The sequence below is a fragment of the Methylobacterium litchii genome, assembly GCF_038442315.1.
In the GTDB taxonomy this organism is placed as follows: Bacteria; Pseudomonadota; Alphaproteobacteria; order Rhizobiales; family Beijerinckiaceae; genus Methylobacterium; species Methylobacterium litchii.
Genome location: NZ_JBBXMY010000002.1, coordinates 339,404 through 362,748, shown reverse-complemented (window position 1 = coordinate 362,748; position 23,345 = coordinate 339,404). Strand labels below are relative to the sequence as shown.

Genomic DNA, 23,345 nt, shown 5'->3' with positions numbered 1-23,345 from the left:
CTAGCCGACCGCCGTCAGCCCCTCGGCGCGGATCCAGTCCCGCGTCCGGTCGAGCGCCCGCGTCAGGCGGTCGAACAGTGTGTCGATCTCCTCCCGCGTGATGATGAGCGGCGGGCACACCGCTACGCGATCCCCCGAGAGGTAGCGGACGATCAGCCCTTCCTCCTGGGCGAAGGCAACGCAGCGGGCGGACACGCCGGCCTTCGGATCGTATTGGCGGCGGCTCGCCTTGTCGGCGACGATCTCCAGGCCGCCGATCAGGCCCATGCCCTTGGCCTCGCCGACGATGTCGTGCTCGGCCAACGCCGACAGGCGCCGCTGGAAGTGCGGGGCCTTCTCGGCCGCGCCCTCGATCACACGGTCGCGCTTGTAGATCTCGATGGCCTTGATCGCGACGGCGCAGGCGACGGGATGCCCGGAATAGGTCGTGCCGTGGCCGAAGCCGCCGAGCTTCTCGCTCTGCCCGAGCAGGGCCTCGTAGAGCGGTGGGTCGATGCTGATGCCGCCCAGCGGCACGTAGCCGGAGGTCACGGCCTTGGCGAAGGAGATCGTATCAGGCCGCATCTCCAGGGTTTCGCCGCCGAACCACGTGCCCAACCGGCCGAAGCCGCAGATCACCTCGTCGGCGATCAACCGCACCTCATACTTCGTCAGCACGGCCTGAATCGCGGGGAAGTAGCCCTTCGGCGGGATGATCGCCCCGCCCGCACCCATCACCGGTTCGGCGATGAAGGCGGCGACCGTCTCCGGCCCCTCGCGCAGGATCGTCTCTTCCAGTTCGGCGGCGAGGCGGGCGGAATAGGCCTCCTCGCTCTCACCCGGCTCGGCGCCCCGATAATGGTGCGGCGTCGAGACGTGCAGGAAGCCCGGCAGGGGCAGATCCCAGTCCAGATGGTTGGCCGGCAGGCCGGTCATGGAGGCGCTGGCGATGGTGACGCCATGATAGCCCTTCTTGCGGGCGATGATCTTCTTCTTGTTCGGCCGCCCGAGGGCGTTGTTGTAGTACCACGCGAGCTTCACCTGCGTGTCGTTCGCCTCCGAGCCCGACGAGCAGAAGAAGACCTTCGAGGTCGGGACCGGCATCAGCTCCTTCAGCGTCTCGGCCAGTTCGATGGCCGGGTCGTGGCTGCGGCCGGAGAAGAGATGCGAGAAGGGCAGGCGGCCCATCTGCTCCCGCGCCGCCTCGACGAGTTCCGCATTGGAATAGCCGAGCGCCGTGCACCACAGCCCCGCCATGCCCTCGATATAGGGGCGGCCATCCGCGTCGTAGACGTGCACGCCGTCCCCGCGCTCCAGCACCAATGGGCCGGTGCGGCGGTGATTCGCGAGCTGCGTGTAAGGGTGGAGCAGAGTTTCGACGTCGCGGGTCGCGAGGTTCGAGAGCATGCAGGCGCTCCTGGACAATGGGCCGTGCCACACTACCGGCACGATGCCTGCGCAGATAGGTCCGTCGTCCGCGATCCCTCTTCCCCGGACGCATGCCGGACCAACCGATGCAGAGCCCCGACAGCTACATCGCCCACCCCGCGCCCGGCCGCGCCTGCGGCACCTGCACCCTGTGCTGCAAGGTCTACGACGTGCCGGCGGTGGAGAGCGTCGCCGGGCAATGGTGCCGGCACACCCTGTCCGGCCGGGGCTGCGCGATCCACGCGACGCGGCCGGACCATTGCCGCGCCTTCCATTGCCTCTGGATGACGGAGGGCTGGCTCGGCCCGGAATGGAAGCCGGAGCGCGCCAAGATGGTGCTGAGCCTCGATCCGACGACCCGCAACATGAACGTGCAGGTCGATCCGGGGCAGGCGAACGCATGGCGGCGCGAGCCCTATTACGGGCAGTTGCGCCGCTGGGCGGTGGCCTCGGCGGCCAAGGGGCGGCACGTGCTCGTCCACGTGAACAAGACGACGACGATGGTGCTGCCCGACAGGGACGTCCCCCTCGGCATCATCGCCGCCGACGAGCGCATCGTCACCCGCGAGCGGATGACCCCGCAGGGCCTCACCTTCGACGTGGAGAAGGTCCGCCCATCGCCGCAGCCGGCCTGAGCCTATTCCGGTGAAGGCCCCCGATGCTCTATGCATCGCGGGAGCCAGGAAAAGCCGGACGGAATGACCACGATCCACGATTTCACCGTCCACGAGGGGGACGGGAGCCCGCACCCGCTGGCGCAGTACCGGGGGCAGGCGCTGCTCATCGTCAACACGGCGTCCCGCTGCGGCTTCACCTCGCAATATGCCGGCCTCGAAGACCTCTGGCGCGCGCGGCGCGAGGCGGGGTTCACCGTCCTCGGATTTCCCTGCAACCAGTTCGGCAAGCAGGAGCCGGGAGATGCGGCGGAGATCGCGCGGTTCTGCTCGCTGAGCTACGACGTGACGTTCCCCATCCTCGGCAAGGTCGAGGTGAACGGGCCGAATGCCGATCCGCTCTTCACCTACCTCACCCGCAGCCGTCGCGGCCTGTTCAGCACGGCGGCGATCAAGTGGAACTTCACGAAGTTCCTCGTGGGGCGGGACGGCGTGCCCATCGCGCGCTTCGCGCCGAAGGATCGCCCGGTCTCGCTCGCCGGGGCCATCGACAAGGCGCTGAGGGTCTAGGCGGGCTCGTGGCTCGCGCGGAAATCGGGCGCGGCGGTCCAGAGCTGGCGGGGGCCGCGCTCGCTCTGGTAGCAAACGGGCGAAACGGACTCCCGCAGGATCCCCGCGAGGAACCGGCTTTCGGCCAACCGGCCGAGAGTCAGCGCCGACGCACCACCCACGAAAGCTTGCTTCTCGAGCCGAGACAGCGACTCGAACAGCGCAATACGCGAATCGCGTTCGCGAGGACCCCGCGCGCGACCTAAAATCGCCGTCAGATCGTCGATGAAGGTGTTTTCGTCGGTCGAAGGGACGGACATCGGGCAGCCAATTCTTGACGGGCCGATGCTAATACGACGGAGGCGATTTCCGCCAGGGGTTGTTTCGCGGTCGGACGATTATGGTGAAAGCCGGGCAGCGATGTTGCCCGATTGCATCGGCAGCAGACGCCTCACGAGAGGGCCGCGATGGTCCGCGCGGCGGCCTCGAACTCCGCGCGGCGCACCGCAAGGCGCTCCTCGGCCTCCTCGTCGCGCCCCCAGACATCGGCCTGATAGGTCTCGTCCACATGGGCGGCAGCCCAGGCTTCCGCCGGGTCGAGCCGCCCGTGCAGCACGGCGAGGGCGAGAATGAGCGAGCCGGAGAGCGTCGTGAGGGTGTGGAGGGCGGCGAGCTTGAAGGGGTCGCGCACCTGCCGGACGGCCTCGGACAGGGCCTGAACGCTCTGCGGCGGCTGCGTGACGTGCATCACGCCCTCGCTGAGGATCAGCCGCGCGCCGAACGTCTCGTAAGCCCAATCCAGCACCGGATCCCAGGCTTGCGCCTGCGCGGAGACGAGCTTGTCCGGGTCTGCGGCGCGGTAGGCGAGGAGGTCCGTCTGCGCATAGGCACAGAGGTCGTCGGCCACGGCATCGAGGCGCTGGGACACGCCGTCGATGGCCGTGTTGGCCAAGCGGGTGAGCGGCATCTTCGCCGGGTCGATCTCGGTGGTCTGCGCCCCCCATTCCGCCGCGACGGCTTCGGCCAGCGTCTCGGAGGGGAGAAGCAGGGGGTTGCGGGCCGGCGTGTTGGCCGACCGTCCATCGAGGGTCAGGCGAAACCCGCCCTCGGTCGGGGCGAAGCCGGCCTCCTTGTAGAACCGGCGGGGGAGGGCGGGTTTGGCCCCCGACCGTGCGGCCCGCATCGGATCGGGCCGTGCCTCATCGCCCGGTTCGCCGAGCCAGTCTCGCGTCACGTCGCTCATGGGCACGCACATAGGCGTTTCGCCGCCCGTGGGCGAGGGGGGTCAGGCGAGGCCGAGCAGCGGTTCCAGCGCGGCCGTATTCTCCACCACCGTCACCGCGCCCGCGCGGAGCAGGGAGCCCGGTGCGTGGTAGCCCCAGGCGACCCCGATGGGCGCGACGCCCGCCGCCACCGCCATGCCGATGTCGTAGGTCGTGTCCCCAATCATCACTGTGCCGTCGGGGCCGGTGCCGGCCTCCCGCATGGCCTGATGGAGCATGGCGGGATCGGGCTTCGAGGGCGCATCGTCCGCCGTCTGCGTCGTGACGAAGCGGCCCTCCCAGCCGTAATGCTCGATCAGCCGGTCCACGCCTCGGCGCGACTTGCCCGTCGCGATGCCGAGCATCACCCCCGGATTCGCATGAAGCCGGTCGAGCAGATCGGCCATGCCGGGAAACAGCGGCTCCTCGTGATCCGGGTCGAGCCGCAGGCGGTTGTAGGCGAGCTTGTAGGCTTCGGAGAGTTCGGCCACAGGCCCGTCCTCGCCGACGAGTCGGCGGAAGGCCTGCGGCAGGGACAGCCCAACCACGGACAGGGCGATGCGCCGCTCGGGCGCGGGCAGGCCGAGCTCGGCGAAGGCGACGCCCTGCGCGGCGACGATCAGATGCTGGCTGTCGACGAGGGTGCCGTCCACGTCGAAGACGACGAGCCTCATCGGCAGCCCCATCTCATGGCTTGCGAACGGGTGCAGGCGCGGGCGCGGCGGCGGGCGCCTGCTGCTGCTGTTGCTGGTGGCGGGTGCGCTCGTAGCCGAGGCGGCAGCGGATGAGGAACCGCCGCCGCTTGCCGCCGCGATAGCCACGCTGGTGCGAGGCCCGGTTGCAAGCCGCGTAGGAGCGCCGCCGCTTGTCGCGACTGCCGACGACGGGTGCGCCGGCGGCACGGGGCTCGGCGCGGGCAACGGGCGCCTCGACCTTGGCGGGTTCCGCCTTCGCAGGCTCGGGTTTGGACGCCGCCGGCTTCTGCGGAGCCGGCGCGGCATCGCCCGGCGCCGCATGGGCGATGGGCGCCGTCAGGCACAGGGCGGCGAGGCAGGCCAGAGTCGCGAGCTTCATGTCCCAGGGTCTCGACCGTCGGATATCCCGGCAGGCAGGCGCGCGGCCGAGCAAGGCAGCATATGAGGCAGGCGGCGCCGTTGCCAAGGCATGGCCGCCCGCAGGAGCGCTCCGGCCGATCAATCTTCCGGTGCGTCCACCACCGGATCGTACCGCCCGGCATCGAAACCGAGGAGGTTCCAGCTCTGCTGCATGTGCTGCGGCAGCGGCGCGCTCACGTCCACGGGCTTCCCCGTGCGCGGATGCGGGATCACGATCCGCCGCGCCAGGAGGTGCAGGCGGTTCTGGATGCCGCCGGGCAATTCCCAGTTCTCGACCGAGAAGTATTTCGGGTCGCCGACGATGGGGTGGCCGATATGGGCCGCGTGGGCGCGCAACTGGTGCGTGCGCCCCGTCACCGGCTTGAACGATAGCCAGGACAGCTTCTGCGCCACGTGATCGACCGTGGCGTAATAGGTGAGCGCGTGTGTGGCACCCTCGTCACCGTGCTTGGCGATGCGCATCCGCGCGTCGGCATCGGTCGGCTCGTCTTTGGCGAGATAGGTCGAGACCCGGCCCTGCTTGACGCGCGGCACCCCGGCGCAAAGCGCCCAGTAGATCTTGCGGGCGTTGCGCGAGCGGAAGCTCTTGGCCAGCGTCGAGGCGGCGAGCCGCGTCTTCGCGATGATGAGGCAGCCGGCCGTGTCCTTGTCGAGCCGGTGGACGAGGCGGGGCTTCTGCCCGTCCGGCCCGATCAGCGATTCGAGGAGGCCATCGACATGTCGGACGGTGCCCGAGCCCCCCTGCACGGCGAGGCCGAAGGGCTTGTTCAGCACCATCATCTCCGCATCCTCGTACAGGATGAGGCTCCGCAGGAAGGTGGCGTCGTCCGAATCGCGGGCGGCGCTGCGCGGGCGGTCGTTCGGCTGGTCGAGGCGCAGCGGCGGCACGCGCACGCTCATCCCCGGCTCCAGCCGGTCGTTCGGCTTGGCGCGCTTGCCGTCGACGCGCAGCTCGCCCTTGCGGACGATGCTCTGCACGCGGGTGAAGGGTAGCTGCGGGAACCGCGCTGTGAGGAAGCGGTCGATCCGCATCCCCGCCTCGTCCGCCTCCACCATCAGCGTCTGCACGCCGGAGGCGAGGGTCGCCGAGGCCTCGGCGCGCTGCTCCCGCTTGCTCGGGCCGGGGGGCGGGGCCACGGGCTCGGGCTTTGGTTTGGGCTTGCGCGGCTCGCGCGGCTCCGGCGCGGCGGCCGGAATCCACGGCGAGCGCTCGCTTGAATCGTCGCCGCGGGCGCGGGCGGCGCGCTCGGCGGCATCGTGGGCGCTGGTGCGCGGGCCGGTGCGGGCGCGGTTGGCGCCGAACGGCGGCTTGCGGCCCGGCCGTCCATCGGGGCGGCCATTGCCGCCGGAAGGGCCGCCGCGGCGGGGAGGTCGTGTGGTCATGATCTTCCTGGAATGCCCGCCGCATAGCATCGCTGGCCGCACCCGGCAAAGTCTTGCCCCGGGATAGCCGCTTTGCGAGCGTTGACGCGGGGGGAGTGCGTCGCCTAGCGTGGCCGTGACGGTTCCCCTTTCGGGGATCAAAAGGGAACGCGGTGTGGGGCAACCCGAAGCCGCGGCTGCCCCCGCAACTGTAAGCGGTGAGCTTTTCCACCATTCACGTCACTGGGCCGGTTCGCCCGGGAAGACGGTGGGACGGCGGCGACCCGTGAGCCAGGAGACCTGCCGTCAGCCGTGGTCACACGCGAAACGCGCCGGGCGGGGTGTCCTGGCGGGTGTCGAAGCTGCGCCCTGAGCGGCGCTGCCGAGGCCTCGTTCGCGGTGACGTGCCACAGCAGCGCGCCCGCGTCCGCCATGCCCGCATTCCAGCCATCCGCCGAGGTTCTGCCCGAGCCTTCGCGACAAGCTGGACATGTAATGTTGTTACATTGCATGTGGGGTGAGGCCGGCATCCGCCGCGCCGGAGTCCGTCCATCGATGTCCGTTTCCCGTTCCAGACGCCGCCTGTTGGCTCTTGTCGCTCCCCTCGCCATCGTGTCCCCCGCCTCCGCGCAGGAGGCCGTGACCCTCGATCAATTGTCCGTCGAAGGGGAGGGCGGGGTGAGCCTCACCCGCGCCTCGCCCACCGGCCTCAACCTGCGCACCCCGGACCGCACGGCGAGCCGCCTCGGCCTGACGCCCCTCGAAACGCCGGCCAGCGTCGATATCGTCTCTGGCGAAACCGCACGGTTGCGCGGCCAGGACAGGATCATCGACGCCGTGACGCAGGACGCCACGGGCGTCACCGCCGTCGCCACGCCGGGCTACGGAAACGGCACCTTCACCAGCCGGGGCTTCGCGGGGCCGACGTCGATCCAGCAGCTCTACGACGGCACGCGCTTCTACGTCGGCGCCGGCACGGTGACGTTCCCGTTCGACACGTGGAACGTCGAGCGCATTGAGGTGCTGCGCGGCCCGTCCTCCGTGCTCTACGGCGACGGCGCCATCGGCGGCATCATCAACGTCGTGCCGAAGAAGCCGACCTTCGTGCCCATCAACACCGCGCGGGCGGTGGTCGGCTCGGACGGGGTCGCCCGGCTGGCTCTCGATTCGGGCGGCGGCATCGCGCAGGCCGATTACGGCGACACCTTCGCCTACCGATTGAACGTCAGCGGCAACCGGGCGGATGGCTGGCTCAATCAGGCGGGCGATTTCCGCAACCTCGCGGTGTCGGCGGCCTTGCTGTTCCGCCCGAGCCCCGACCTCGCCATCACCCTCTCGCACGACCTCGGCTATCAGGAGCCGATGCGCTACTGGGGCACCCCGTTGGTCGAGGGGCGGATCCCGGACCTGATCCGGTTCAACAACTACAACGTCCGCGATCCGAAGATCACCTGGGCCGACAACTGGACCGCGCTCAAGACCGAATGGTCGCCCTCCGCCGACATCACCATCCGCAACACGGCCTACACGCTTACGAGCCGGCGGCATTGGCTGGACGTGGAGCAATACGCGTTCAACCGGGGCACCGGCCTCGTGGACCGCTCCGATTACCTGGAAATCTACCACAACCAGGAGCAGATCGGGAATCGCCTGGACGCCACGTTCCGGGGCGCGCTGTTCGGGCGGCCGAACGATGTCTCGGTGGGCTTCGATGTCAATCACATCGACTTCCGGCACACGAACAACTTCTACTTCGACCAGACCACGAGCGTGCCCCTCGTCGGCTACGATCCCGGCCTGTTCCCGCAGAACGGCCGGGCGATCCCGGCCTATGCCACGCAAACCAATCAGGCCTCGTTCTTCGCCGAGGATCGGCTGGTCATCACCGACAAGCTGTCCTTCCTCACGGGTGCGCGCCTCGACCTGCCGACGCTGCACCGGCAGGATCTGCAGACCGGCGCGCAGTTCGACCGAAGCTTCCAGGCGCTCGGCTACCGGTTCGGCCTCGTCTACAACCCGACGCCCGACAGCGCCCTCTACGCGCAATATAGCTACGCCACCGATCCGGTCGGGAGCCTCATCACGCTGTCGCAATCGCTCGCGGGCTTCAAGCTGGCGACCGGCGACCAGATCGAGGTCGGTGCCAAGGGGCTGGCCTTCGATGGCGCCCTCGAATGGACACTCGCCGGCTACCGCATCGTGAAGGACAACCTGATCTCGCGCCTGCCCGGCTCGTCGGCGGTCGGCGTGCAGGTGGGGAGTCAATCCTCGCAGGGCGTAGAGTTGGCGCTGGGCTGGCGGTTTACGCCGGGCTGGCGGCTCGACGGCAACCTCGCCCTCCTGCACGCGCAATACGACAGCTTCGACCAGATCGTGAACGGCGCGGCCGTCTCCTACGCCGGCCGGCAGCCCATCGACGTGCCGGAGCGGGTGGCGAACCTGTGGCTTACCTGGGAGCCGACCCGCGACTGGGCCGTGCGCGTGGGCCTTCAGAACGTGGGGGAGGTCTTCAGCGACTTCGGCAACACGGCTCGGCGCCCCGGCTACAACCTCGTGAACCTCGTCCTCGACCGGCAGGTCACGGCGTATTCGCGCCTGTCGCTGCGGGTCTACAACCTGTTCGACAAGGTCTACGCCATCAGCGGCAACGCCGTGAACGGCGTTGGCACCAATTGGCTGCTCGGCCGCCCGCGCTCCGTCGAGGTCGCCTACACGGTGAGCTGGTGAGCGCCGTCGGCAAGCGGGGCAAGCGCTGGCTGATCCTGGGCCATCGCTGGCTCGGGATCGGCACGGCCCTGCTCTTCGCCTTGTGGATCGGCTCTGGGCTGGTGATGCTCTACGTGCCGTTTCCCCGCCTCGACGAGGCGGAACGGCTCGCCCGCCTTGCGCCCCTCGATTGGGACACGGTGAAGCTCGGCCCCGACGCCGCCCTCGCGTTGGTGAGGGCGATGGATGTCCGGCTGGAGATGCGCGGCGACAGGCCGGTCTATCGCCTCGCCGCCCCCGATGGCGGGCGCGTCACAATCTCAGCCGAGACGGGCGAGCGGCTCGGGCCCATCGGCCCGGACGAGGCTGCGCGGATCGCGGGCGGCGGGGCGGTCGAGCCGGTATGGCGCGACCAGTGGACGGTCACGGCGCGCTACGACCCCCTGCGGCCCTTCCTGCAGGTGGCCTCCGGCGATTCGGCGGGCACCGAAACGTATGTCTCAGAGCCGACCGGCGAGATCGCCCTCGTCACCACGCGCTGGCAGCGCGGGTGGAACTGGGTTGGGGCCGTGGTTCATTGGGTCTACGTCACGCCCCTGCGCGCGCGTCCGGAGGCATGGCGCCAGGCGGTACTCTGGCTCTCCGGCGTCGCGAGCGTCACCGCGCTGACCGGCCTCGTCATCGGCATCTGGCGGATGCGCCTGTGGCGGCGCTATCGCGGCGGCGCGGTCAGCCCCTATCGCGGCCTCGCCCTCTGCCACCATGCTTTCGGCCTCGTCGGTGGGATCGGACTCGCCGGATTCATCGTCAGCGGGTGGCTCTCCATGAACCCGAACCGCTGGTTTTCCTCGCTGTCCGTGCCGGACGAGATCAGGGTGGCCTATGCCGGCGCACCCGGCCGCATCGGCTTGTCGCCCGACGACCTGCGGCGGGGGCCGGAGACGAAGGCGCTGCGTTTCACGGCGATCGGCGGACGGTGGTTCGTGGTGCGCGATGGCATCGCCGCCGGCCTGGACGACACCACCCTCACCGCCGCCGTGTCCGTGCCCGGTGGCAGGCTCGTCTCGGCCGCGCGGATCACGGCCTACGACGCCTATTGGTATCCCCACGGCGACGCGCGCCCGCTGCCGATCCTGCGCCTGATCTACGATGACCCCGCCGCGACGTGGCTCCACATCGACCCACGCGACGGCGCCATGCTGACCCGGCTCGACCGCTCGGGCCGGGTGAACCGCTGGCTGTTCGACGCCCCGCACCGGCTCGACCTGCCGGGCCTGACCCTGCGCCCGACCGGCCGTGAAACCGCGCAATGGATCCTCAACAGCCTCGCCGCCGGCATCGCCGTGACCGGGCTGGTGGCCGGCATCCGCCGCCTCGCCCGCACTTGACAGGAACCCTCAACCTGCAACACATGAAGAGGTGTTCATGTGTTGGGGAGATTCGTGACGCAGCCATCGGATCCGGTTTCGGCGGTTGCGGAGGTGTTTCGCCTGCTCGGCGATCCGACTCGCTTGCGGATCGCGCTCACCTGCCTGGAGGGCGAGCGCACCGTGGGGGAGATCGGTGAGGCGGTCGGCCAATCGCAGTCCCTCGTGTCGCACCACCTGCGCCTGCTTCGCACGGCGCGGATCATGCGGGCGACGCGGCAGGGGCGGAACGTGGCCTACGCCATCGATGACGACCATGTGCGCGACGTGCTGCGCAACATGATTGCCCATTTTACCGAGCCGCATGACCATCACCATCCGGACGCGGAGGCGGACGGATCCTGAAGCGTGGGGATTGGGATATGTCGAGCGTCGATGTCGAATTGGTGAAGTGCGCCTGTCCGGACTGCGTGTGCGTGGTCTCGGTGGCGAAGGCCGTCTCGAAGGACGGCAAGGCGTTCTGCTGCGATGAATGCGCCGAAGGTCACAAGGACCATGCCGGCTGCCACCACGCCGGCTGCGAGTGCCACGGCTGAGGCTGACGACCCGGCCCGGTCTTGCCGACCGGGCCGGAGCTCGCGCCGATCAGAACCGCGCGGTGAGGAACAGGCGCACGTTCCGGCCGGGCAGCAGGATCTCGTCCTTCTTGAACGAGGCCGCGTTGCGGATATCCGCGTCGAGCAGGTTGCGCCCTTGCAGGCCGAGGGTGACGGAGGTTGCGCCGTAGACCTTCGGATCGAGGGGGGCGGTGTAGCTCACCTCGGCGCGTAGGTCGTTGTAGCCGGCGGTCGGCGTCTCGAACGCGGCGATGCGGCGCTGGTCGAAGGCGTGGAGCAGGTTCACCCGCGCGAACCACCCATCCGCCCGCACATAGACGCCGCCGCCGACGCGGTAGGGCGGGATGCGCGGCACGTTGGTGCCGTCATCGAATTGCGCGCGCACGGCATCGAACTGCGCCTCCACACCCGCGAACCCGTCACCGATCGGCAGGATGTCGTACTGGCCGATGATTTCGGCGCCGTAGAACGTCGCGTTTTGCTGCTGGTAGACGATCTGCCGATTCTCGGTGCCCGTACCGCACGAGGCGAAGTCGTCGTCGCAGAACAGGCCCGTGTAGTTGCGGTAGATGAAGCCCGTGTAGCGCGTGTAGTAGCCGGTCGCGTCGAGGCGCAGCGGGCCGACGGCCCGGCGGATGCTCGCCTCGATGGTGCGGGCGCGCTCGCGCTTCAGGTTCGGGTTGCCGATCTCGAACGTCGCCGTGGCGTCGTGTGGCCCCTGCGAGAACAATTCGTAACCGCTCGGGCCGCGCTCGACATAGGAGCCGGTCAGGCTCGCCACGAAGTCGTAGGGCAGATCCTGCAGCGCGCCGAGGCTCACGCTCTTCGGCGCGAAGCGCCGGGTGCGCGCGTATTGCAGCGGGTCCTCGCCGTTCACGGGGAGATAATCGCCGGGGAACTGCGCCGCCGTGCCGGAGATGCGGTCCACCTCGTAGCGGCCCGCCGCCTGAAGCCGTGTGCCGGGCCGCAATTCCAGTTCCTCGAACAGGTACACCGCGTTGGCGCGGGATTCCGTCTTCGGCAGGAAGGCTTCGAGGGCGGTGTTGATCACCCGCCGGTCGGACTGGAAGCCGAGCGCGCCGGTCAGCTTGCCGATCTCGGTGAAGACGGGAACGTGCTGGAATTCGAGCCGTGCCTCGGCCTCGCGGTTCTTGAAGGTGGCCTGGATCCCCTCAATCCCGTCCTCGCCGATCCCGACCTCGTTGTGCTTGTAGACCGAGTAGCCCGCCCAGTAGCGGATGACCTCGATGGGTCCGTCCAGCGGGCGATACTCGCCCCGGCTGAGGACGCGGTCCTGGTTCGGGGTGAGGCGGGTGCGGTCCTGCTCCGCGACGCCACCGGGGATGGCGTAGATCGCATCGTAGTGGCTGAACGAGATGCCGGCGAACCCACGGTCGCCGATGGCCGAGATGCCGAAGGCCCCGCCCTGCGATTCGTTGTAGGAGTTGCGCTGGATGCCGCCGGGGATGGCGTAATTGTCGGCGGCGGTCTTGAACCCGTCCGCATGGACGGCGATGCCGTCGCCGCCCGCATCGACCGTCGCGGCGCCGAGCCGGCCGTTGTCGACCGTCGAATAGCCGCTCGTCACCTGGCCCTGGACGCCATTCGCCGGGATGAAGGTCGGCACGCGGTTGTTGTCGGCCGAGACGACGCCGCCGATGGCGCCCGAACCGTAGCGCAGGGTGGCCGGGCCCCGGATCACCTCGATCCGGTCGGACACGAGCGGGTTCACGGGCACCGCGTGGTCCTCGCCGAGGTCCGACACGCCGCCATTGACGATGCCGTTTTCCTGGATGCGCACCCGCGCATTGTCGAGGCCGCGGATGATGGGGCGGGAGGCGGCACCGGGGGCGTAGGTCGTGCCGGAGATGCCCGGCCGATCGAACAGCGCGTCGCCCAATGTGCGGGGCTGGTCCCGCTGGATCTGCTGCTGCGTGACCACCGTGACCGGGGAAAACGTGTCCGTCGCCACCGGTAGGATGCCGATGGGGAAGTTCGCGTCCCCCGTGACGGCGGCCCGGCTCGGTTGGACCGGCGTCGGGCTGGTGACGCTGATCTGGTCCAGAGTGACGGCGCTCTGACCCAGCGCAGGCCCCGTGCCGAGCAGCGCGGCGCAGGCGAGGGCAGGCACGACGGAATGGCGCGGCGCGGACATCGAGACTCACAACTTGTTATAACGTTTCAATGCCGCGCCATGGTGTCACCCCGCAAGGCCGGTTCGGGGCCATGAAGGAAATGGCGGTGAAACGTTACTCAGTTGCAACAGGTCGGCGGGTGTGGGGCGCTTACGGCGCCAGGGCGTCGGCCTCGTCCTCACCCTCGATTTCGGCGTCGATCTCCGTCGCCTGACCGGCGGCGCCCGCCGCTTCGGCGAGGCCCTTCGCGGCCTTGCGCAGCAGCTTGCGCAGGCGGCGGCGGTCGCCCTTGTCGAGATGGTCGAGCAATTCCGCCTCGACCTCTTCCTGGATCGCCTCGATGGCCTGGGCCTTCGCAAGGCCGACCTCGGTGAGACGCACCCGAACCACGCGGCCATCGCCGGCTTCGGCGCGGCGCTCGACGATGCCCAGGGCCGCGAGGCGCGTTACGGTCTTGGAGGCCGTGGGCGGGCGGACCCGAAGGAGCGCGGCGAGATCGCCCATCGTCATAGTGCCGGCGGCGGCGAGCACCTGCACCACCTGCTCCTGGCCCGCGAACAGGCCGATCTTGGCCAGCCGGTCCCCAGTCCGCGCCCGGTGAAGGCGCGCCGCCTGGACCAGCGCCCAGCCGACGCTGCGCGACCCCGGAGGGCGCAGTTTCTTCGAACCCGGATCGAACACGGCACCTTCCGTATCCGCCTCGCGGTCGGGCTTGGCCTTCTCGCCCGCGAGCGAGGCTGCGTCGGACCCGGCGGCAAGCACCGGAAGATCGTAGACCTGCACCTTCGATTCCCGTTCTTCTGCCAGCCCCTGGGCTCTTGGCGGAAAACCGGTGACGATGGGATGACAGAGCGGCGCCGGCTCGGCCGCTCAGCAATGCATGAGGTGGCGCAGCCGCTGCAGGATATCCTCGCCGCTGCACGGCCGCGCGATGAACTCCGCGTGCTGCGGCATCCGGTCGGGATCGGGCGCGGCGCGTCCTGAGACGATGAGAATCGGCAATTGCGGCCGCGCCTCGGCGACGGAGCTGGCGAGGTCGAACCCGTCCGTCTTGCCCGAGAGCTGCACGTCGGTGACGAGGCCGCAGATGTCGGGGCGCGTCTGGAGGATGCTCAGGGCGCGCTCGGCCGAGGCGCACTGGATGGTGTCGTAGCCGCCTTCCTCGAGCACGTCGCCGAGGTCCATGATGGTCAACGCCTCATCCTCGACGAGGAGGATCACCGGCCGATCGTCCGCTACCGTCTGCTCACTCGTCACGTCGTGCTCCTCCCCGCCGCCAACCCTCCGGCGCAGCCAGTTTGCGGCCTCCCCGGCCGTAATCCCAACGGGACAAACGCCCCGTAGTTGCAGCCCCGGGGCACCTCTCGCGCACGAGATCAGCGATTTTCGCGCACGGTCTCGACCACGGCCGCGATCAGCCGGTCGAGATCGGCCTCGGCGATGGTGAGGGCCGGCGTCAGGTAGAGGATGTCGCCGAACGGCCGCACCCAGACGCCCCGCGCCAGCAGCCGTTCCTTTAGTGCGGCGAGGTCCGGCGCTCCCGCGAATTGCACGCAGCCGATGGCGCCGAGCACCCGCACATCCGCCACCCCCGGCGCGCCGCGCAGGTCCGCGAGCCCCGCCGCGAGCCGCGCGCCGATGGCGCGGGCCTGGGAAAGGCGCGGCTCCTGCTCGAACAGGTCGAGGCTGGCATTGGCGGCGGCGCAGGCCAGCGGGTTCGCCATGAAGGTCGGGCCGTGCATCAGCGCCGCCGCCGGGTCGTCGGACCAGAAGGCCTCGAAGATCCCGGAGCGCGCCACCGTGGCGGCGAGCGTCATGGTCCCGCCGGTCAGCGCCTTCGACAGGCAGAGAATGTCGGGCACGATACCCGCCTGCTCGCAGGCGAACAGGGTGCCCGTGCGGCCGAAACCGGTGAAGATCTCGTCCGCGATCAGCGGCAGGCCGTGCCGGGCCGCCAACCGGGCAATGGTCGCCAGCACCTCCGGCGGATGCATCAGCATCCCGCCCGCCCCCTGCACCAGCGGCTCCACGATCACCGCCGCGAGGGTGTCGCGGTGCCGGGCGAGCGCGGCATCGAGCGCCTCTGTCTGGTCGGCGGTGCACGGCAAGTCACAAAAAATCTGCTCCGGCAGGTACGCGCCGAAGCGGCGGTGCATCCCCTCGTCGGGGTCGCAGACCGACATCGCCCCCATTGTGTCGCCGTGGTAACCGCCCCGGAACGCGAGCACCCGGGTGCGGCCTGCGATTCCCCGGTTCAGCCAGTATTGCGCGGCCATCTTCAGCGCGACCTCGACGGCCACCGAGCCCGAATCGCTGAAGAAGACGTGGTTCAGATCGCCCGGCAGCAGGGCGGCCAGGCGGGCGGCGAGCCGTTCGGCCGGCGCATGGGTCAGCCCGCCGAACATCACGTGGGGCATGGCGGCGAGCTGGCGCGACACCGCCTCGGCAATGTGCGGGTGGTTGTAGCCGTGTACCGCCGTCCACCACGAGGCGATGCCGTCCACCAGTTCCCGCCCGTCCGCCAGGCGGATGCGCGTGCCCTTCGTCGCCACCGCTTCCAGCGGCGGGGCGGCGTGCTTCATCTGGGTGTAGGGGCGCCAGAGATGCGTGGTCATGGGCGGGGGATGGACAGAGCCGCCGCCGGGGTCAACCGCCGGAGCCTTGACGCCACCCCGCCGCCCTGGCTTCTCGCCCTCATGAACAGCCTCGATGCCTTCGCGCAGGACAAGCTCGCCGCGCTCGAAGCCGGCGCCCTGCGTCGGCGGCTCACGATCACCGGGCGGGGTCCCGAGGCCGCCGCCGCGCGGGGAGGGCGGGCGCTCGTCTCGTTCTCGTGCAACGATTATCTCGGCCTGTCGCATCATCCGCGCGTGATCGCGGCGGCGCAGGCGGCGGTGGGGGCGCATGGCGCCGGGGCGGGGGGCTCGCGCCTCGTCACCGGCAACCACGCGGTGCTCGCCGCCCTCGAAGCCCGGCTCGCGGCGCACAAGGGCAAGGATGCGGCCCTCGTGTTCGGCAGCGGCTACCTCGCCAATCTCGGCATCACCCCGGCCCTTGCGGGCAAGGGTGATCTCGTCCTGCTCGATGAACTCTCCCATGCCTGCATGTGGGCGGGGGCGCGGCTCTCGGGGGCGACGGTTCTCACCTTCCGCCACAACGACGTCGCCGACCTCGCGGCGATCCTGGGCGCCAAGCGTGCCGCCCACGGACGGGCGCTGATCCTCACCGAGCGCGTCTTCTCCATGGATGGCGACCGGGCGCCGATGCAGGACATCCTCACCGTGGGGCGGGACCACGAGGCCTGGACCCTGGTGGACGACGCGCACGGCCTCGGCATGGTCGAGGACGGGCCGCGTGCCCCCCTCGAAATGGGCACGCTGTCGAAGTCGCTCGGCTCCTATGGTGGCTACCTCTGCGCCTCGCAGCCGGTGATCGACCTGCTCACCAGCCGCGCCCGCAGCTTCGTCTACACGACGGGCTTGCCCCCGGCCTCGGCGGCGGCGGCGCTCGAAGCCCTGGCGATCCTCGAAGAGGAGCCGGAGCGCGGCGCCCGGCCGATCCAGCTCGCTCGCCGCTTCACCACCCGTCTTGGGCTGCCCGAGGCCGAGAGCGCCGTGGTGCCAGTGCTGGTCGGCGACGCGCAGAAAGCCCTCGACCTGTCGGGCAAGCTCGAAGCGGAGGGCTTCCTCGTGGTGGCGATCCGCCCGCCGACGGTGCCCGCCGGCACGGCGCGGCTACGGGTGGCCTTCTCGGCGGCGCACAGCGAATCGCAGGTGGACGCCCTCGCGGAGGCGGTGGCGCGCTTTACCACCGGTTGAGCCCGGCTTCGCGAGACGCTACGCGGGGCATCAACCAGAGAGAGGAAACGAACCCCATGGACGCCACCACCCTGCGCAGCCTCCAGGCCCCCCTCAAGGACCAGTATCGCAACGCGCCGGATTCGGCCGTCATCACCCTGAAGGCCAAGGGCACGCTGGACGACAGCAGCATCGCCTGCAAGGTCGAGACGGGCCGCGCCCTGGCGGTTGCCGGGCTCCACCCGGCGACCGGCGGCTCCGGCGCCGAACTCTGCTCCGGCGACATGCTGCTCGAAGCCCTCGTCGCCTGCGCGGGCGTGACGGTGAAGGCCGTGGCCACCGCCCTCGAAATCCCCCTGCGCGCGGGCACCGTCTCGGCGGAGGGCGATCTCGATTTCCGGGGCACGCTCGGCGTCGACAAGGAGGCCCCGGTGGGCTTTCGCGATATCCGCCTGTCCTTCACCCTCGACACCGACGCCTCGGAGGAGAAGCTGGCGCAACTCCTGAAGCTCACCGAGCGCTACTGCGTCGTGTTCCAGACCCTGAACCACAAGCCGGCCCTGTCGGTGGCGCTCACCACCGCCTGAGGCGGTTGCGCGGACGGCCGCGCCGCTGCATCAGCGGCGGCGATGGCCGACCCGCACCCCGCGCTGCCGATCGAGGCGGCGCTTCCCGATCTCCGAAAGGCCCTCGCGGCCCGCAACGCCGCCGTGCTCGTGGCGCCCCCCGGCGCCGGCAAGACCACGCGCGTTCCCCTCGACCTGCTCGACGCCCCGTGGCTCGGCGGAGGCAAGATCGTGCTGCTGGAGCCCCGCCGCCTCGCGGCGCGGGCCGCCGCCGCCCGCATGGCGAAGACGCTGGGCGAGGAGGTCGGCGGCACGGTGGGCCTGCGCGTGCGCCTCGGCTCCAAGATCACCGCGCGCACCCGGATCGAAGTGGTCACGGAGGGTGTGTTCACCCGCATGATCCTGGACGATCCCGAACTCACCGGCATCGGCGCGGTGCTGTTCGACGAGTTCCACGAGCGCTCCCTCGATGCCGATCTCGGCCTCGCCCTGGCCCTCGACGCGCAGGGTGGCCTGCGCGAGGACCTGCGAATCCTCGTCATGTCCGCGACCCTCGACGGGGCGCGTGTGGCGGGGCTCCTGAACGACGCACCGGTCGTGGCCTCCGAGGGCCGCGCCTTCCCGGTGGAAACCCGCTACCTCGACCGCGATCCGAATCGCCGGATCGAGGACAGTGTCACGGAGGCGGTGCTGCGGGCGCTGCGGGCCGATCCCGGCTCGGTGCTGGTTTTCCTGCCGGGGCAGGCCGAGATCCGCCGCACGGCCGAGGCGCTGGCTGGGAAGGTCGGGCCGGAGGTGATCCTGGCGCCCCTCTACGGCGCGCTCACCCCGGCCGAGCAGGACAGGGCGGTGAGCCCCGCGCGCCCCGGCCAGCGCAAGGTGGTGCTCGCCACCTCCATCGCGGAAACCTCGCTGACCATCGAGGGCGTGCGCATCGTGGTCGATTCCGGCCTCGCGCGGGTGCCGGTCTACGAGCCCGGCCTCGGCCTCACCCGCCTCGTCACCGCGCGGGCCTCGCGGGCGGCGGTGGATCAGCGCCGGGGCCGCGCGGGCCGCACCGAGCCCGGCATCTGCTGGCGGCTCTGGGCCGAGGCGGGCAACGGTGCCTTGGAGGCCTTCGCCAAGCCCGAGATTCTGTCGAGCGATCTCGCCGGGCTGCTCCTCGATTGCGCCGCCTGGGGCGTGCCCGACCCGCGCAACCTCGCCTTCCTCGATCCGCCGCCGGCCCCCGCCCTGGCCGAGGCGCGCACCATGCTCGACGGGCTCGGCGCCCTCAATGCCGACGGGCGCCTGACCGAGATCGGCCGGCGCCTGCGCGCCCTGCCGCTGCCGCCCCGCCTCGCGCGGATGGTGGCGACGGCCGCGCAGGACGGACGCGGCCGGGCGGCGGCGAATCTGGCGGCGGTGCTCGTGGAGCGCGGCCTCGGCGGCGATGCCGTCGATCTCGATGAGCGCGTCGAGCGGTTCGCCCGAGACCGGGGCGGCCGGGCGACCGACATGCGCCGGCTCGCGGAGAACTGGGCGCGGATCGCTGGCGCAAGCGGCCCGTCCGAGCCCAGCCCGGCGGGGCCGCTCCTGGCGCTGGCCTTCCCGGATCGCGTCGCCCGCGCTAGGGGCCGCGAGGGTGAGTTCGTGATGGCGAGCGGCCGGGCCGGGCGGCTCGACGCCGCGAGCCCGCTGGCGCGCGGACAATACATCGTCGTGGCCGATCTGGCGGGAATCGCCGCCAACGCGCGCATCCTGGCCGCCGCCGCCATCACCGCCGAGGACATCGAGGCCCTGTTCGCGGAGCGGATCGAGGCCGTCACGCAAGTCACGTTCGATTCGCAGGCCGCCTCGCTGCGCGCCCGCTCGGTGCGCCGCCTCGGCGCGGTAAACCTCGGCGAGACAACCTTGCCTGTCCCGGCCGACGAGGCTTCGGCGGCGATCCTCGCCGAGGGCATCGTCCGGCTCGGGATCGAGCGGTTGCCCTGGACATCCGCCCTCTCGCAATGGCGCGCCCGCGTGAACTTCCTCCGCGCGGCCGAAGGCGAGGCGTGGCCGGACCTCTCGGACGCCACGCTCACCGCCACGGCGGGCGAATGGCTCGCCCCGTCCATCGTCGGGCGCACGAGCCTTGGGGCGATCACCGCCGACGACCTCGCCAACGCCCTTCACGGCCTCTTGCCCTGGGAGCTTCGCGCGCGCCTCGACACCGCCGCCCCGACCCATGTCGAGGTGCCGACCGGCTCGCGCATCGCCATCGATTACGCCGCCGAGGAGCCCACCCTGTCGGTGCGGGTGCAAGAATTGTTCGGCCTCGACAGGCACCCGAGCGCCGGGGGGCGCCCGCTGGTGCTGCACCTGCTATCGCCGGCCCAGCGGCCGATCCAGATTACCCGCGACCTGCCGGGCTTCTGGCGCGGTTCATGGGCCGCTGTCCGCGCCGAAATGCGCGGGCGCTACCCCCGCCATCCCTGGCCGGAGGATCCCCTGGCCGAGGCGCCGACCCGCCGGGCGAAGCCGCGGGGCACCTGAATCACCCAAGAGGATGCCATGACCGACACCACGGAACGCGACGACCCCGCCGCCTCGGGCTGGGTCCATATCGAGGACGAAGGCTTCATCGCCACGGTCGGCCCGCTCTACGTGCGCGATGGCGTCTACGCCTTCCGCGCCTCGCAGAAGCACGCCAACCTCATCGGCGTCGTGCATGGCGGCATGCTCATGAGCTTCGCCGACCGCGCCATGGGGGTCACGGCCATGGCGGCGGCGGACGGGGCGAACTGCGTGACCATCCAGCTCGAGATGAAATTCCTCGAAGCCGGCCGGATGGACGATTGGCTCACCTGCGAATCCATCGTCGTGAAGCGCACCGGCTCCCTGGTCTTCATGCGCGGCGAAGTCCGCGACGGCGAACGCCTCGTCGCCACGGGCGACGGCGTCTGGAAGATCCTGCGCAGCCGGAAAGGCTGAGGCTCGCCCATGGTTGAGGCGCCCGCTCGGCGCTATCTTGCAAGGATGAGCGAAGACGCCGCCCCCGATCCGGCCCTCAGCCGCCTGAGCGCGGCCCTCGGCACCCTGCCCAAGCGCGGCCTGCCGCCGGTTGAGCACTGGAATCCGCCCTATTGCGGCGAGATCGACATCCGCATCGCCGCCGACGGGACGTGGCACCATAACGGCTCCCCGATCCGCCGGGACAAGCTCGTCCGCCTGTTCTCGACCATCCTGCGGCGGGAGGCGGACGGACGCACCGTCCTCGTCACCCCCGTGGAAAGCGTCGGCATCGTCGTGGAGGACGCGCCGTTCCTCGCCGTCGAGATGGCGGTGGAGGGCGAGGGGCCGGACCGCAGCATCGCCTTCCGCACCAACGTCGATGACCTCGTGCGCCTCGATGCCGACCACGCCCTGCGCTTCGAGCAGGATTCGGAGGGCGGGCTGAAGCCCTACCTCCACGTCCGGCGCGGCCTCTGGGCGCTCGTCACTCGCGCCCTGACCTACGACCTCGTGGAGCTCGCCGAGGAGCGCGAGATCGACGGCCAAGTCTGGCTCGGGATCGCCGCCGGGGGCGCGTTCCACCGGATCGCCCCGGCGGACCAAGCGTGACCGCAGCCCTCTCCGACTTCCTCTCCCGTGCCGAGGCGGGGCTTTCGCGCGTGCCGCCGGGGCCGGACGATCCGACCTCGAACCCGCGCGGCGACCACAGCATCGACCCGGACGGCGCGGCGGTCATTCCACCCCCGCCCCATCGCAGGGCGGCGGTGCTGGTGCCGGTGATCCACCGTCCCGAGGGCCCCGCCCTCGTGCTGACGCAGCGCGCCAGCGGCCTGCGCGACCATTCGGGCCAAGTCGCCCTGCCGGGGGGCAAGATCGACCCGACCGATCCCGGCCCCGCCGAAGCCGCGTTGCGCGAGGCGCAGGAGGAGATCGCCCTCGCGCCGGAGGACGTGCGGGTGCTCGGCTATCTCGACCCCTATCTCTCCGGCACGGGCTTCCTCGTCACGCCGGTCATCGGCCTCGCAGCGCCCTCCGAGCCGTTCCGCCCGAACCCCACCGAGGTCGCCGAGGTGTTCGAGGTGCCGCTCTCCTTCCTGATGGACCGGGAGCGGTATGTCCTCCAATCGCGGGAATGGAAGGGACGGCAGCGCTGGTTCTACGCCATGCCGTTTGGCGGGCGGCTGATCTGGGGCGTCACCGCCGGTATCCTCAATAACCTGCGCGAGCGGCTTTATCCCGAGAATCTACCGGTTTCCGGCGACAGCGGAGACCGGCCGCGCTAGTCTCGCTTTCGTATCGCAGCCTTTCGCCCCGCGAAACATCCTCAAGCCGACATATCCATGCTTCGCCGCTTCATCGAAGAGTTCGGCCTCTTCCTGATACCCTTCGGCCTGTTCCTCGTCCTGCTTGTGGTGACGGGGCGCAATCCGTTCCGGTTGCACCACTGGACGAGGCAGGGCACGCGGCTCGTCCTGGCCGGGCTGTTCGTGGTGATCGCCTCCCTCGTCTACGAGGGCCTGTTCTCGACCCGCAGCGAAACCGGCTACGTGCCGCCGCACATGGAGAACGGGCGCCTCGTGCCGGGGCAGTTTCGGTGAGCCGCAGCCTCGACACGGCGGGTCCGGCGGCGCTTCTCGCCCGTCCGAGCGTGCGCGCCACCCTGGCCGCCCTTGCCGCGCCCGGTGAGGAAACCCGCCTCGTCGGCGGCTGCGTGCGCGATGCCCTCCTGGGCTCTGCCGCGTCCGACATCGACCTCGCGACGACGCTCCGGCCCGAGGCGGTGATGGAGCAGGCGCGCCGCGCCGGGCTGAAGGCCGTGCCGACCGGCATCGAGCACGGCACGATCACCGTAGTGACGCCGCAGGAACCCATCGAGGTCACGACCCTCCGGGAGGACGTCGAGACGGACGGGCGCCACGCGGTGGTGCGGTTCGGCGGCGACTTCGCGCAGGACGCCGCCCGGCGCGACTTCACCATCAACGCCCTGTCCCTCGGCGCGGACGGGGCGCTGCACGACACGGTGGGGGGCCTGGACGACCTGCGCGCCGGCCGCGTCCGCTTCATCGGCGAGGCGGCGACGCGCATCCGCGAGGACGCCCTGCGCATCCTGCGCTTCTTCCGCTTTCACGCCCGCTTCGCCGAGGCCGAGCCGGATCGGCAGGCGCTCGCCGCCTGTATCGCCGCCCGCGATGCCCTCGACGGCCTGTCCCGCGAGCGGGTGCGCAGCGAATTCCTGAAGCTGCTGCTGGCCCCCGGCTGCGTACCCGTGGTGACGCTGCTGTCCGGGACGGGCCTGTTGCAGCGGATCAGCGGCGGCGTCGCGGAAATGGGGCGCCTCGCCCGCAGCGCGGCGGCAGGGCAGGGGGCCACGATGCGGCTCGCGACGCTATGCGTTCACGCCGCCCACGACGAGCCGCGCCTGCGCGACAGCCTGCGCCTCTCGAATGCCGAGACGGCGCAACTGGATACCTACGCCGCGCTCCTCGCCGCGCTCCACGGGCGTGAGGCGCTGGGCCTGAAGGACGTCCGTGCCCTCGCGTCCATCCATGGCGGACGCATGGTGGCGGAGACGTTGGCGATCCTCGCGAACGAGCCACGCCCGCGCCCAGACGAAGCCGCCCTGGCGGAGGCCGCGCGCTTGGCGCATGGAGCGAGCGATCCGGTCTTTCCCCTAACCGGCGGCGATCTCGTCCGCGAGGGTCTTCCCCCCGGTCGGGCCATTGGGAAACGCCTCGCGGTGGCGAAGGCCGAATGGCTCGCGCTCGGCTGCCCGGAGGATGACGCCTCGCGCCAAGCCCTGCTGGCCCGGGCGCTAAAGGCCGCGCGCCCATAAAAAAACGTCCCCGCCGATTGGACGGGGACGCTTCAAAGA

The 23,345-nt window shown here is 70.6% G+C and carries 24 protein-coding genes and 1 riboswitch; of the genes, 14 read left to right on the top strand and 10 right to left on the bottom strand.

The genetic code is table 11. From position 1 onward, the window contains the following. Positions 1 to 1,386, bottom strand: coding sequence for an aminotransferase (locus AAHF99_RS06875; protein WP_342163337.1), 1,386 nt, complete (start codon positions 1,384 to 1,386; stop codon positions 1 to 3). Between the two features lie 107 nt (positions 1,387 to 1,493). On the opposite strand from AAHF99_RS06875, the gene AAHF99_RS06870 reads away from it, so the two are divergent. Both AAHF99_RS06870 and AAHF99_RS06865 read left to right on the top strand, forming a co-directional pair. After that, entirely contained in the window at positions 1,494 to 2,042 is a 549-nt protein-coding gene (locus AAHF99_RS06870) for a hypothetical protein (protein WP_342163336.1), read from the top strand. A gap of 63 nt (positions 2,043 to 2,105) precedes the next feature. Then, positions 2,106 to 2,591, top strand: a complete 486-nt coding sequence (locus tag AAHF99_RS06865; protein WP_342163335.1) for a glutathione peroxidase — start codon at positions 2,106 to 2,108, stop codon at positions 2,589 to 2,591. Here the strand turns inward: AAHF99_RS06865 and AAHF99_RS06860 are convergent. From AAHF99_RS06860 to AAHF99_RS06840, 5 genes are all read right to left on the bottom strand, one after another. After that, a complete protein-coding gene (locus tag AAHF99_RS06860; protein ID WP_342163334.1) occupies positions 2,588 to 2,890 on the bottom strand; it encodes a hypothetical protein in 303 nt (100 codons plus the stop codon). The genes AAHF99_RS06865 and AAHF99_RS06860 overlap by 4 nt on opposite strands. A 131-nt stretch (positions 2,891 to 3,021) precedes the next feature. Further along, entirely contained in the window at positions 3,022 to 3,813 is a 792-nt protein-coding gene (locus AAHF99_RS06855; protein WP_342163333.1) for an ATP12 family chaperone protein, read from the bottom strand. A gap of 42 nt (positions 3,814 to 3,855) precedes the next feature. Then, positions 3,856 to 4,506 (bottom strand): HAD-IA family hydrolase, encoded by a 651-nt coding sequence (locus AAHF99_RS06850; RefSeq protein ID WP_342163332.1) that lies wholly within the window; start codon positions 4,504 to 4,506, stop codon positions 3,856 to 3,858. A gap of 13 nt (positions 4,507 to 4,519) precedes the next feature. Then, positions 4,520 to 4,906 carry a hypothetical protein gene (locus AAHF99_RS06845; protein WP_342163331.1) on the bottom strand — a complete coding sequence of 129 codons (387 nt, stop codon included), beginning with the start codon at positions 4,904 to 4,906 and terminating at the stop codon, positions 4,520 to 4,522. Positions 4,907 to 5,025: 119 nt separating this feature from the next. After that, positions 5,026 to 6,330 carry an RluA family pseudouridine synthase gene (locus tag AAHF99_RS06840; protein WP_342163330.1) on the bottom strand — a complete coding sequence of 435 codons (1,305 nt, stop codon included), beginning with the start codon at positions 6,328 to 6,330 and terminating at the stop codon, positions 5,026 to 5,028. A gap of 102 nt (positions 6,331 to 6,432) precedes the next feature. Beyond that, a riboswitch (cobalamin riboswitch) is annotated at positions 6,433 to 6,631 on the top strand. Positions 6,632 to 6,864: 233 nt separating this feature from the next. On the opposite strand from AAHF99_RS06840, the gene AAHF99_RS06835 reads away from it, so the two are divergent. From AAHF99_RS06835 to AAHF99_RS06820, 4 genes are read left to right on the top strand one after another with little or no spacing between them, the layout of a single operon-like run. Next, on the top strand, positions 6,865 to 9,036 hold the full coding sequence (locus AAHF99_RS06835) for a TonB-dependent receptor (RefSeq protein WP_342163329.1): 2,172 nt from the start codon (positions 6,865 to 6,867) through the stop codon (positions 9,034 to 9,036). Further along, complete coding sequence (locus AAHF99_RS06830; protein ID WP_342163328.1) at positions 9,033 to 10,403, top strand: PepSY domain-containing protein; 1,371 nt, start codon at positions 9,033 to 9,035, stop codon at positions 10,401 to 10,403. Before AAHF99_RS06835 ends, AAHF99_RS06830 begins: the two co-directional genes overlap by 4 nt. Before the next feature lie 54 nt (positions 10,404 to 10,457). Continuing rightward, positions 10,458 to 10,787 (top strand): ArsR/SmtB family transcription factor, encoded by a 330-nt coding sequence (locus AAHF99_RS06825; protein WP_342163327.1) that lies wholly within the window; start codon positions 10,458 to 10,460, stop codon positions 10,785 to 10,787. 17 nt (positions 10,788 to 10,804) lie between these two features. After that, positions 10,805 to 10,978 carry a metallothionein gene (locus AAHF99_RS06820; RefSeq protein WP_342163326.1) on the top strand — a complete coding sequence of 58 codons (174 nt, stop codon included), beginning with the start codon at positions 10,805 to 10,807 and terminating at the stop codon, positions 10,976 to 10,978. Positions 10,979 to 11,027: 49 nt separating this feature from the next. Here the strand turns inward: AAHF99_RS06820 and AAHF99_RS06815 are convergent, their stop codons facing one another. The 4 genes from AAHF99_RS06815 to AAHF99_RS06800 form a co-directional block, all read right to left on the bottom strand. Beyond that, positions 11,028 to 13,154 carry a TonB-dependent receptor gene (locus tag AAHF99_RS06815; RefSeq protein WP_342163325.1) on the bottom strand — a complete coding sequence of 709 codons (2,127 nt, stop codon included), beginning with the start codon at positions 13,152 to 13,154 and terminating at the stop codon, positions 11,028 to 11,030. A gap of 130 nt (positions 13,155 to 13,284) precedes the next feature. Continuing rightward, a complete protein-coding gene (locus AAHF99_RS06810; protein ID WP_342163324.1) occupies positions 13,285 to 13,917 on the bottom strand; it encodes a MarR family winged helix-turn-helix transcriptional regulator in 633 nt (210 codons plus the stop codon). A gap of 87 nt (positions 13,918 to 14,004) precedes the next feature. Continuing rightward, positions 14,005 to 14,391, bottom strand: a complete 387-nt coding sequence (locus AAHF99_RS06805) for a response regulator (protein ID WP_243957551.1) — start codon at positions 14,389 to 14,391, stop codon at positions 14,005 to 14,007. A 119-nt stretch (positions 14,392 to 14,510) separates the two neighbouring features. Continuing rightward, positions 14,511 to 15,749, bottom strand: a complete 1,239-nt coding sequence (locus AAHF99_RS06800; RefSeq protein WP_342163322.1) for an adenosylmethionine--8-amino-7-oxononanoate transaminase — start codon at positions 15,747 to 15,749, stop codon at positions 14,511 to 14,513. An 81-nt stretch (positions 15,750 to 15,830) separates the two neighbouring features. Between AAHF99_RS06800 and AAHF99_RS06795 the strand changes: the two genes are divergently transcribed. The 8 genes from AAHF99_RS06795 to AAHF99_RS06760 are packed head-to-tail and all read left to right on the top strand — an operon-like array spanning position 15,831 to position 23,306. Further along, positions 15,831 to 16,952 carry an aminotransferase class I/II-fold pyridoxal phosphate-dependent enzyme gene (locus AAHF99_RS06795; protein WP_342163459.1) on the top strand — a complete coding sequence of 374 codons (1,122 nt, stop codon included), beginning with the start codon at positions 15,831 to 15,833 and terminating at the stop codon, positions 16,950 to 16,952. A gap of 56 nt (positions 16,953 to 17,008) precedes the next feature. Next, positions 17,009 to 17,518 (top strand): OsmC family protein, encoded by a 510-nt coding sequence (locus AAHF99_RS06790; RefSeq protein ID WP_342163321.1) that lies wholly within the window; start codon positions 17,009 to 17,011, stop codon positions 17,516 to 17,518. Positions 17,519 to 17,560: 42 nt separating this feature from the next. After that, on the top strand, positions 17,561 to 20,014 hold the full coding sequence (hrpB, locus tag AAHF99_RS06785; RefSeq protein WP_342163320.1) for an ATP-dependent helicase HrpB: 2,454 nt from the start codon (positions 17,561 to 17,563) through the stop codon (positions 20,012 to 20,014). 18 nt (positions 20,015 to 20,032) lie between these two features. After that, positions 20,033 to 20,452, top strand: coding sequence for a PaaI family thioesterase (locus AAHF99_RS06780; protein WP_342163319.1), 420 nt, complete (start codon positions 20,033 to 20,035; stop codon positions 20,450 to 20,452). Positions 20,453 to 20,497: 45 nt separating this feature from the next. Beyond that, entirely contained in the window at positions 20,498 to 21,082 is a 585-nt protein-coding gene (locus AAHF99_RS06775) for a DUF1285 domain-containing protein (RefSeq protein ID WP_342163318.1), read from the top strand. After that, positions 21,079 to 21,756, top strand: coding sequence for a CoA pyrophosphatase (locus tag AAHF99_RS06770; protein ID WP_342163317.1), 678 nt, complete (start codon positions 21,079 to 21,081; stop codon positions 21,754 to 21,756). The genes AAHF99_RS06775 and AAHF99_RS06770 overlap by 4 nt, the downstream gene beginning before the upstream one ends. Positions 21,757 to 21,813: 57 nt before the next feature. Next, positions 21,814 to 22,071, top strand: a complete 258-nt coding sequence (locus AAHF99_RS06765) for a DUF6111 family protein (RefSeq protein WP_342163316.1) — start codon at positions 21,814 to 21,816, stop codon at positions 22,069 to 22,071. Continuing rightward, a complete protein-coding gene (locus AAHF99_RS06760; RefSeq protein WP_342163315.1) occupies positions 22,068 to 23,306 on the top strand; it encodes a CCA tRNA nucleotidyltransferase in 1,239 nt (412 codons plus the stop codon). Before AAHF99_RS06765 ends, AAHF99_RS06760 begins: the two co-directional genes overlap by 4 nt. Positions 23,307 to 23,345: the final 39 nt, after the last annotated feature.

What these genes read in the sequence shown, in the direction of transcription:
- AAHF99_RS06780 (WP_342163319.1), top strand. Translation starts at nt 20,033, where the DNA reads ATGACCGACACCACGGAACGCGACGACCCCGCCGCCTCGGGCTGGGTC.
- AAHF99_RS06860 (WP_342163334.1), bottom strand. Translation starts at nt 2,890, where the DNA reads ATGTCCGTCCCTTCGACCGACGAAAACACCTTCATCGACGATCTGACG.
- AAHF99_RS06875 (WP_342163337.1), bottom strand. Translation starts at nt 1,386, where the DNA reads ATGCTCTCGAACCTCGCGACCCGCGACGTCGAAACTCTGCTCCACCCT.
- AAHF99_RS06765 (WP_342163316.1), top strand. Translation starts at nt 21,814, where the DNA reads ATGCTTCGCCGCTTCATCGAAGAGTTCGGCCTCTTCCTGATACCCTTC.
- AAHF99_RS06865 (WP_342163335.1), top strand. Translation starts at nt 2,106, where the DNA reads ATGACCACGATCCACGATTTCACCGTCCACGAGGGGGACGGGAGCCCG.
- AAHF99_RS06835 (WP_342163329.1), top strand. Translation starts at nt 6,865, where the DNA reads ATGTCCGTTTCCCGTTCCAGACGCCGCCTGTTGGCTCTTGTCGCTCCC.
- AAHF99_RS06845 (WP_342163331.1), bottom strand. Translation starts at nt 4,906, where the DNA reads ATGAAGCTCGCGACTCTGGCCTGCCTCGCCGCCCTGTGCCTGACGGCG.
- AAHF99_RS06850 (WP_342163332.1), bottom strand. Translation starts at nt 4,506, where the DNA reads ATGAGGCTCGTCGTCTTCGACGTGGACGGCACCCTCGTCGACAGCCAG.
- AAHF99_RS06820 (WP_342163326.1), top strand. Translation starts at nt 10,805, where the DNA reads ATGTCGAGCGTCGATGTCGAATTGGTGAAGTGCGCCTGTCCGGACTGC.
- AAHF99_RS06790 (WP_342163321.1), top strand. Translation starts at nt 17,009, where the DNA reads ATGGACGCCACCACCCTGCGCAGCCTCCAGGCCCCCCTCAAGGACCAG.
- AAHF99_RS06795 (WP_342163459.1), top strand. Translation starts at nt 15,831, where the DNA reads ATGAACAGCCTCGATGCCTTCGCGCAGGACAAGCTCGCCGCGCTCGAA.
- hrpB (WP_342163320.1), top strand. Translation starts at nt 17,561, where the DNA reads ATGGCCGACCCGCACCCCGCGCTGCCGATCGAGGCGGCGCTTCCCGAT.
- AAHF99_RS06840 (WP_342163330.1), bottom strand. Translation starts at nt 6,330, where the DNA reads ATGACCACACGACCTCCCCGCCGCGGCGGCCCTTCCGGCGGCAATGGC.
- AAHF99_RS06775 (WP_342163318.1), top strand. Translation starts at nt 20,498, where the DNA reads ATGAGCGAAGACGCCGCCCCCGATCCGGCCCTCAGCCGCCTGAGCGCG.
- AAHF99_RS06870 (WP_342163336.1), top strand. Translation starts at nt 1,494, where the DNA reads ATGCAGAGCCCCGACAGCTACATCGCCCACCCCGCGCCCGGCCGCGCC.
- AAHF99_RS06800 (WP_342163322.1), bottom strand. Translation starts at nt 15,749, where the DNA reads ATGACCACGCATCTCTGGCGCCCCTACACCCAGATGAAGCACGCCGCC.
- AAHF99_RS06855 (WP_342163333.1), bottom strand. Translation starts at nt 3,813, where the DNA reads ATGAGCGACGTGACGCGAGACTGGCTCGGCGAACCGGGCGATGAGGCA.
- AAHF99_RS06815 (WP_342163325.1), bottom strand. Translation starts at nt 13,154, where the DNA reads ATGTCCGCGCCGCGCCATTCCGTCGTGCCTGCCCTCGCCTGCGCCGCG.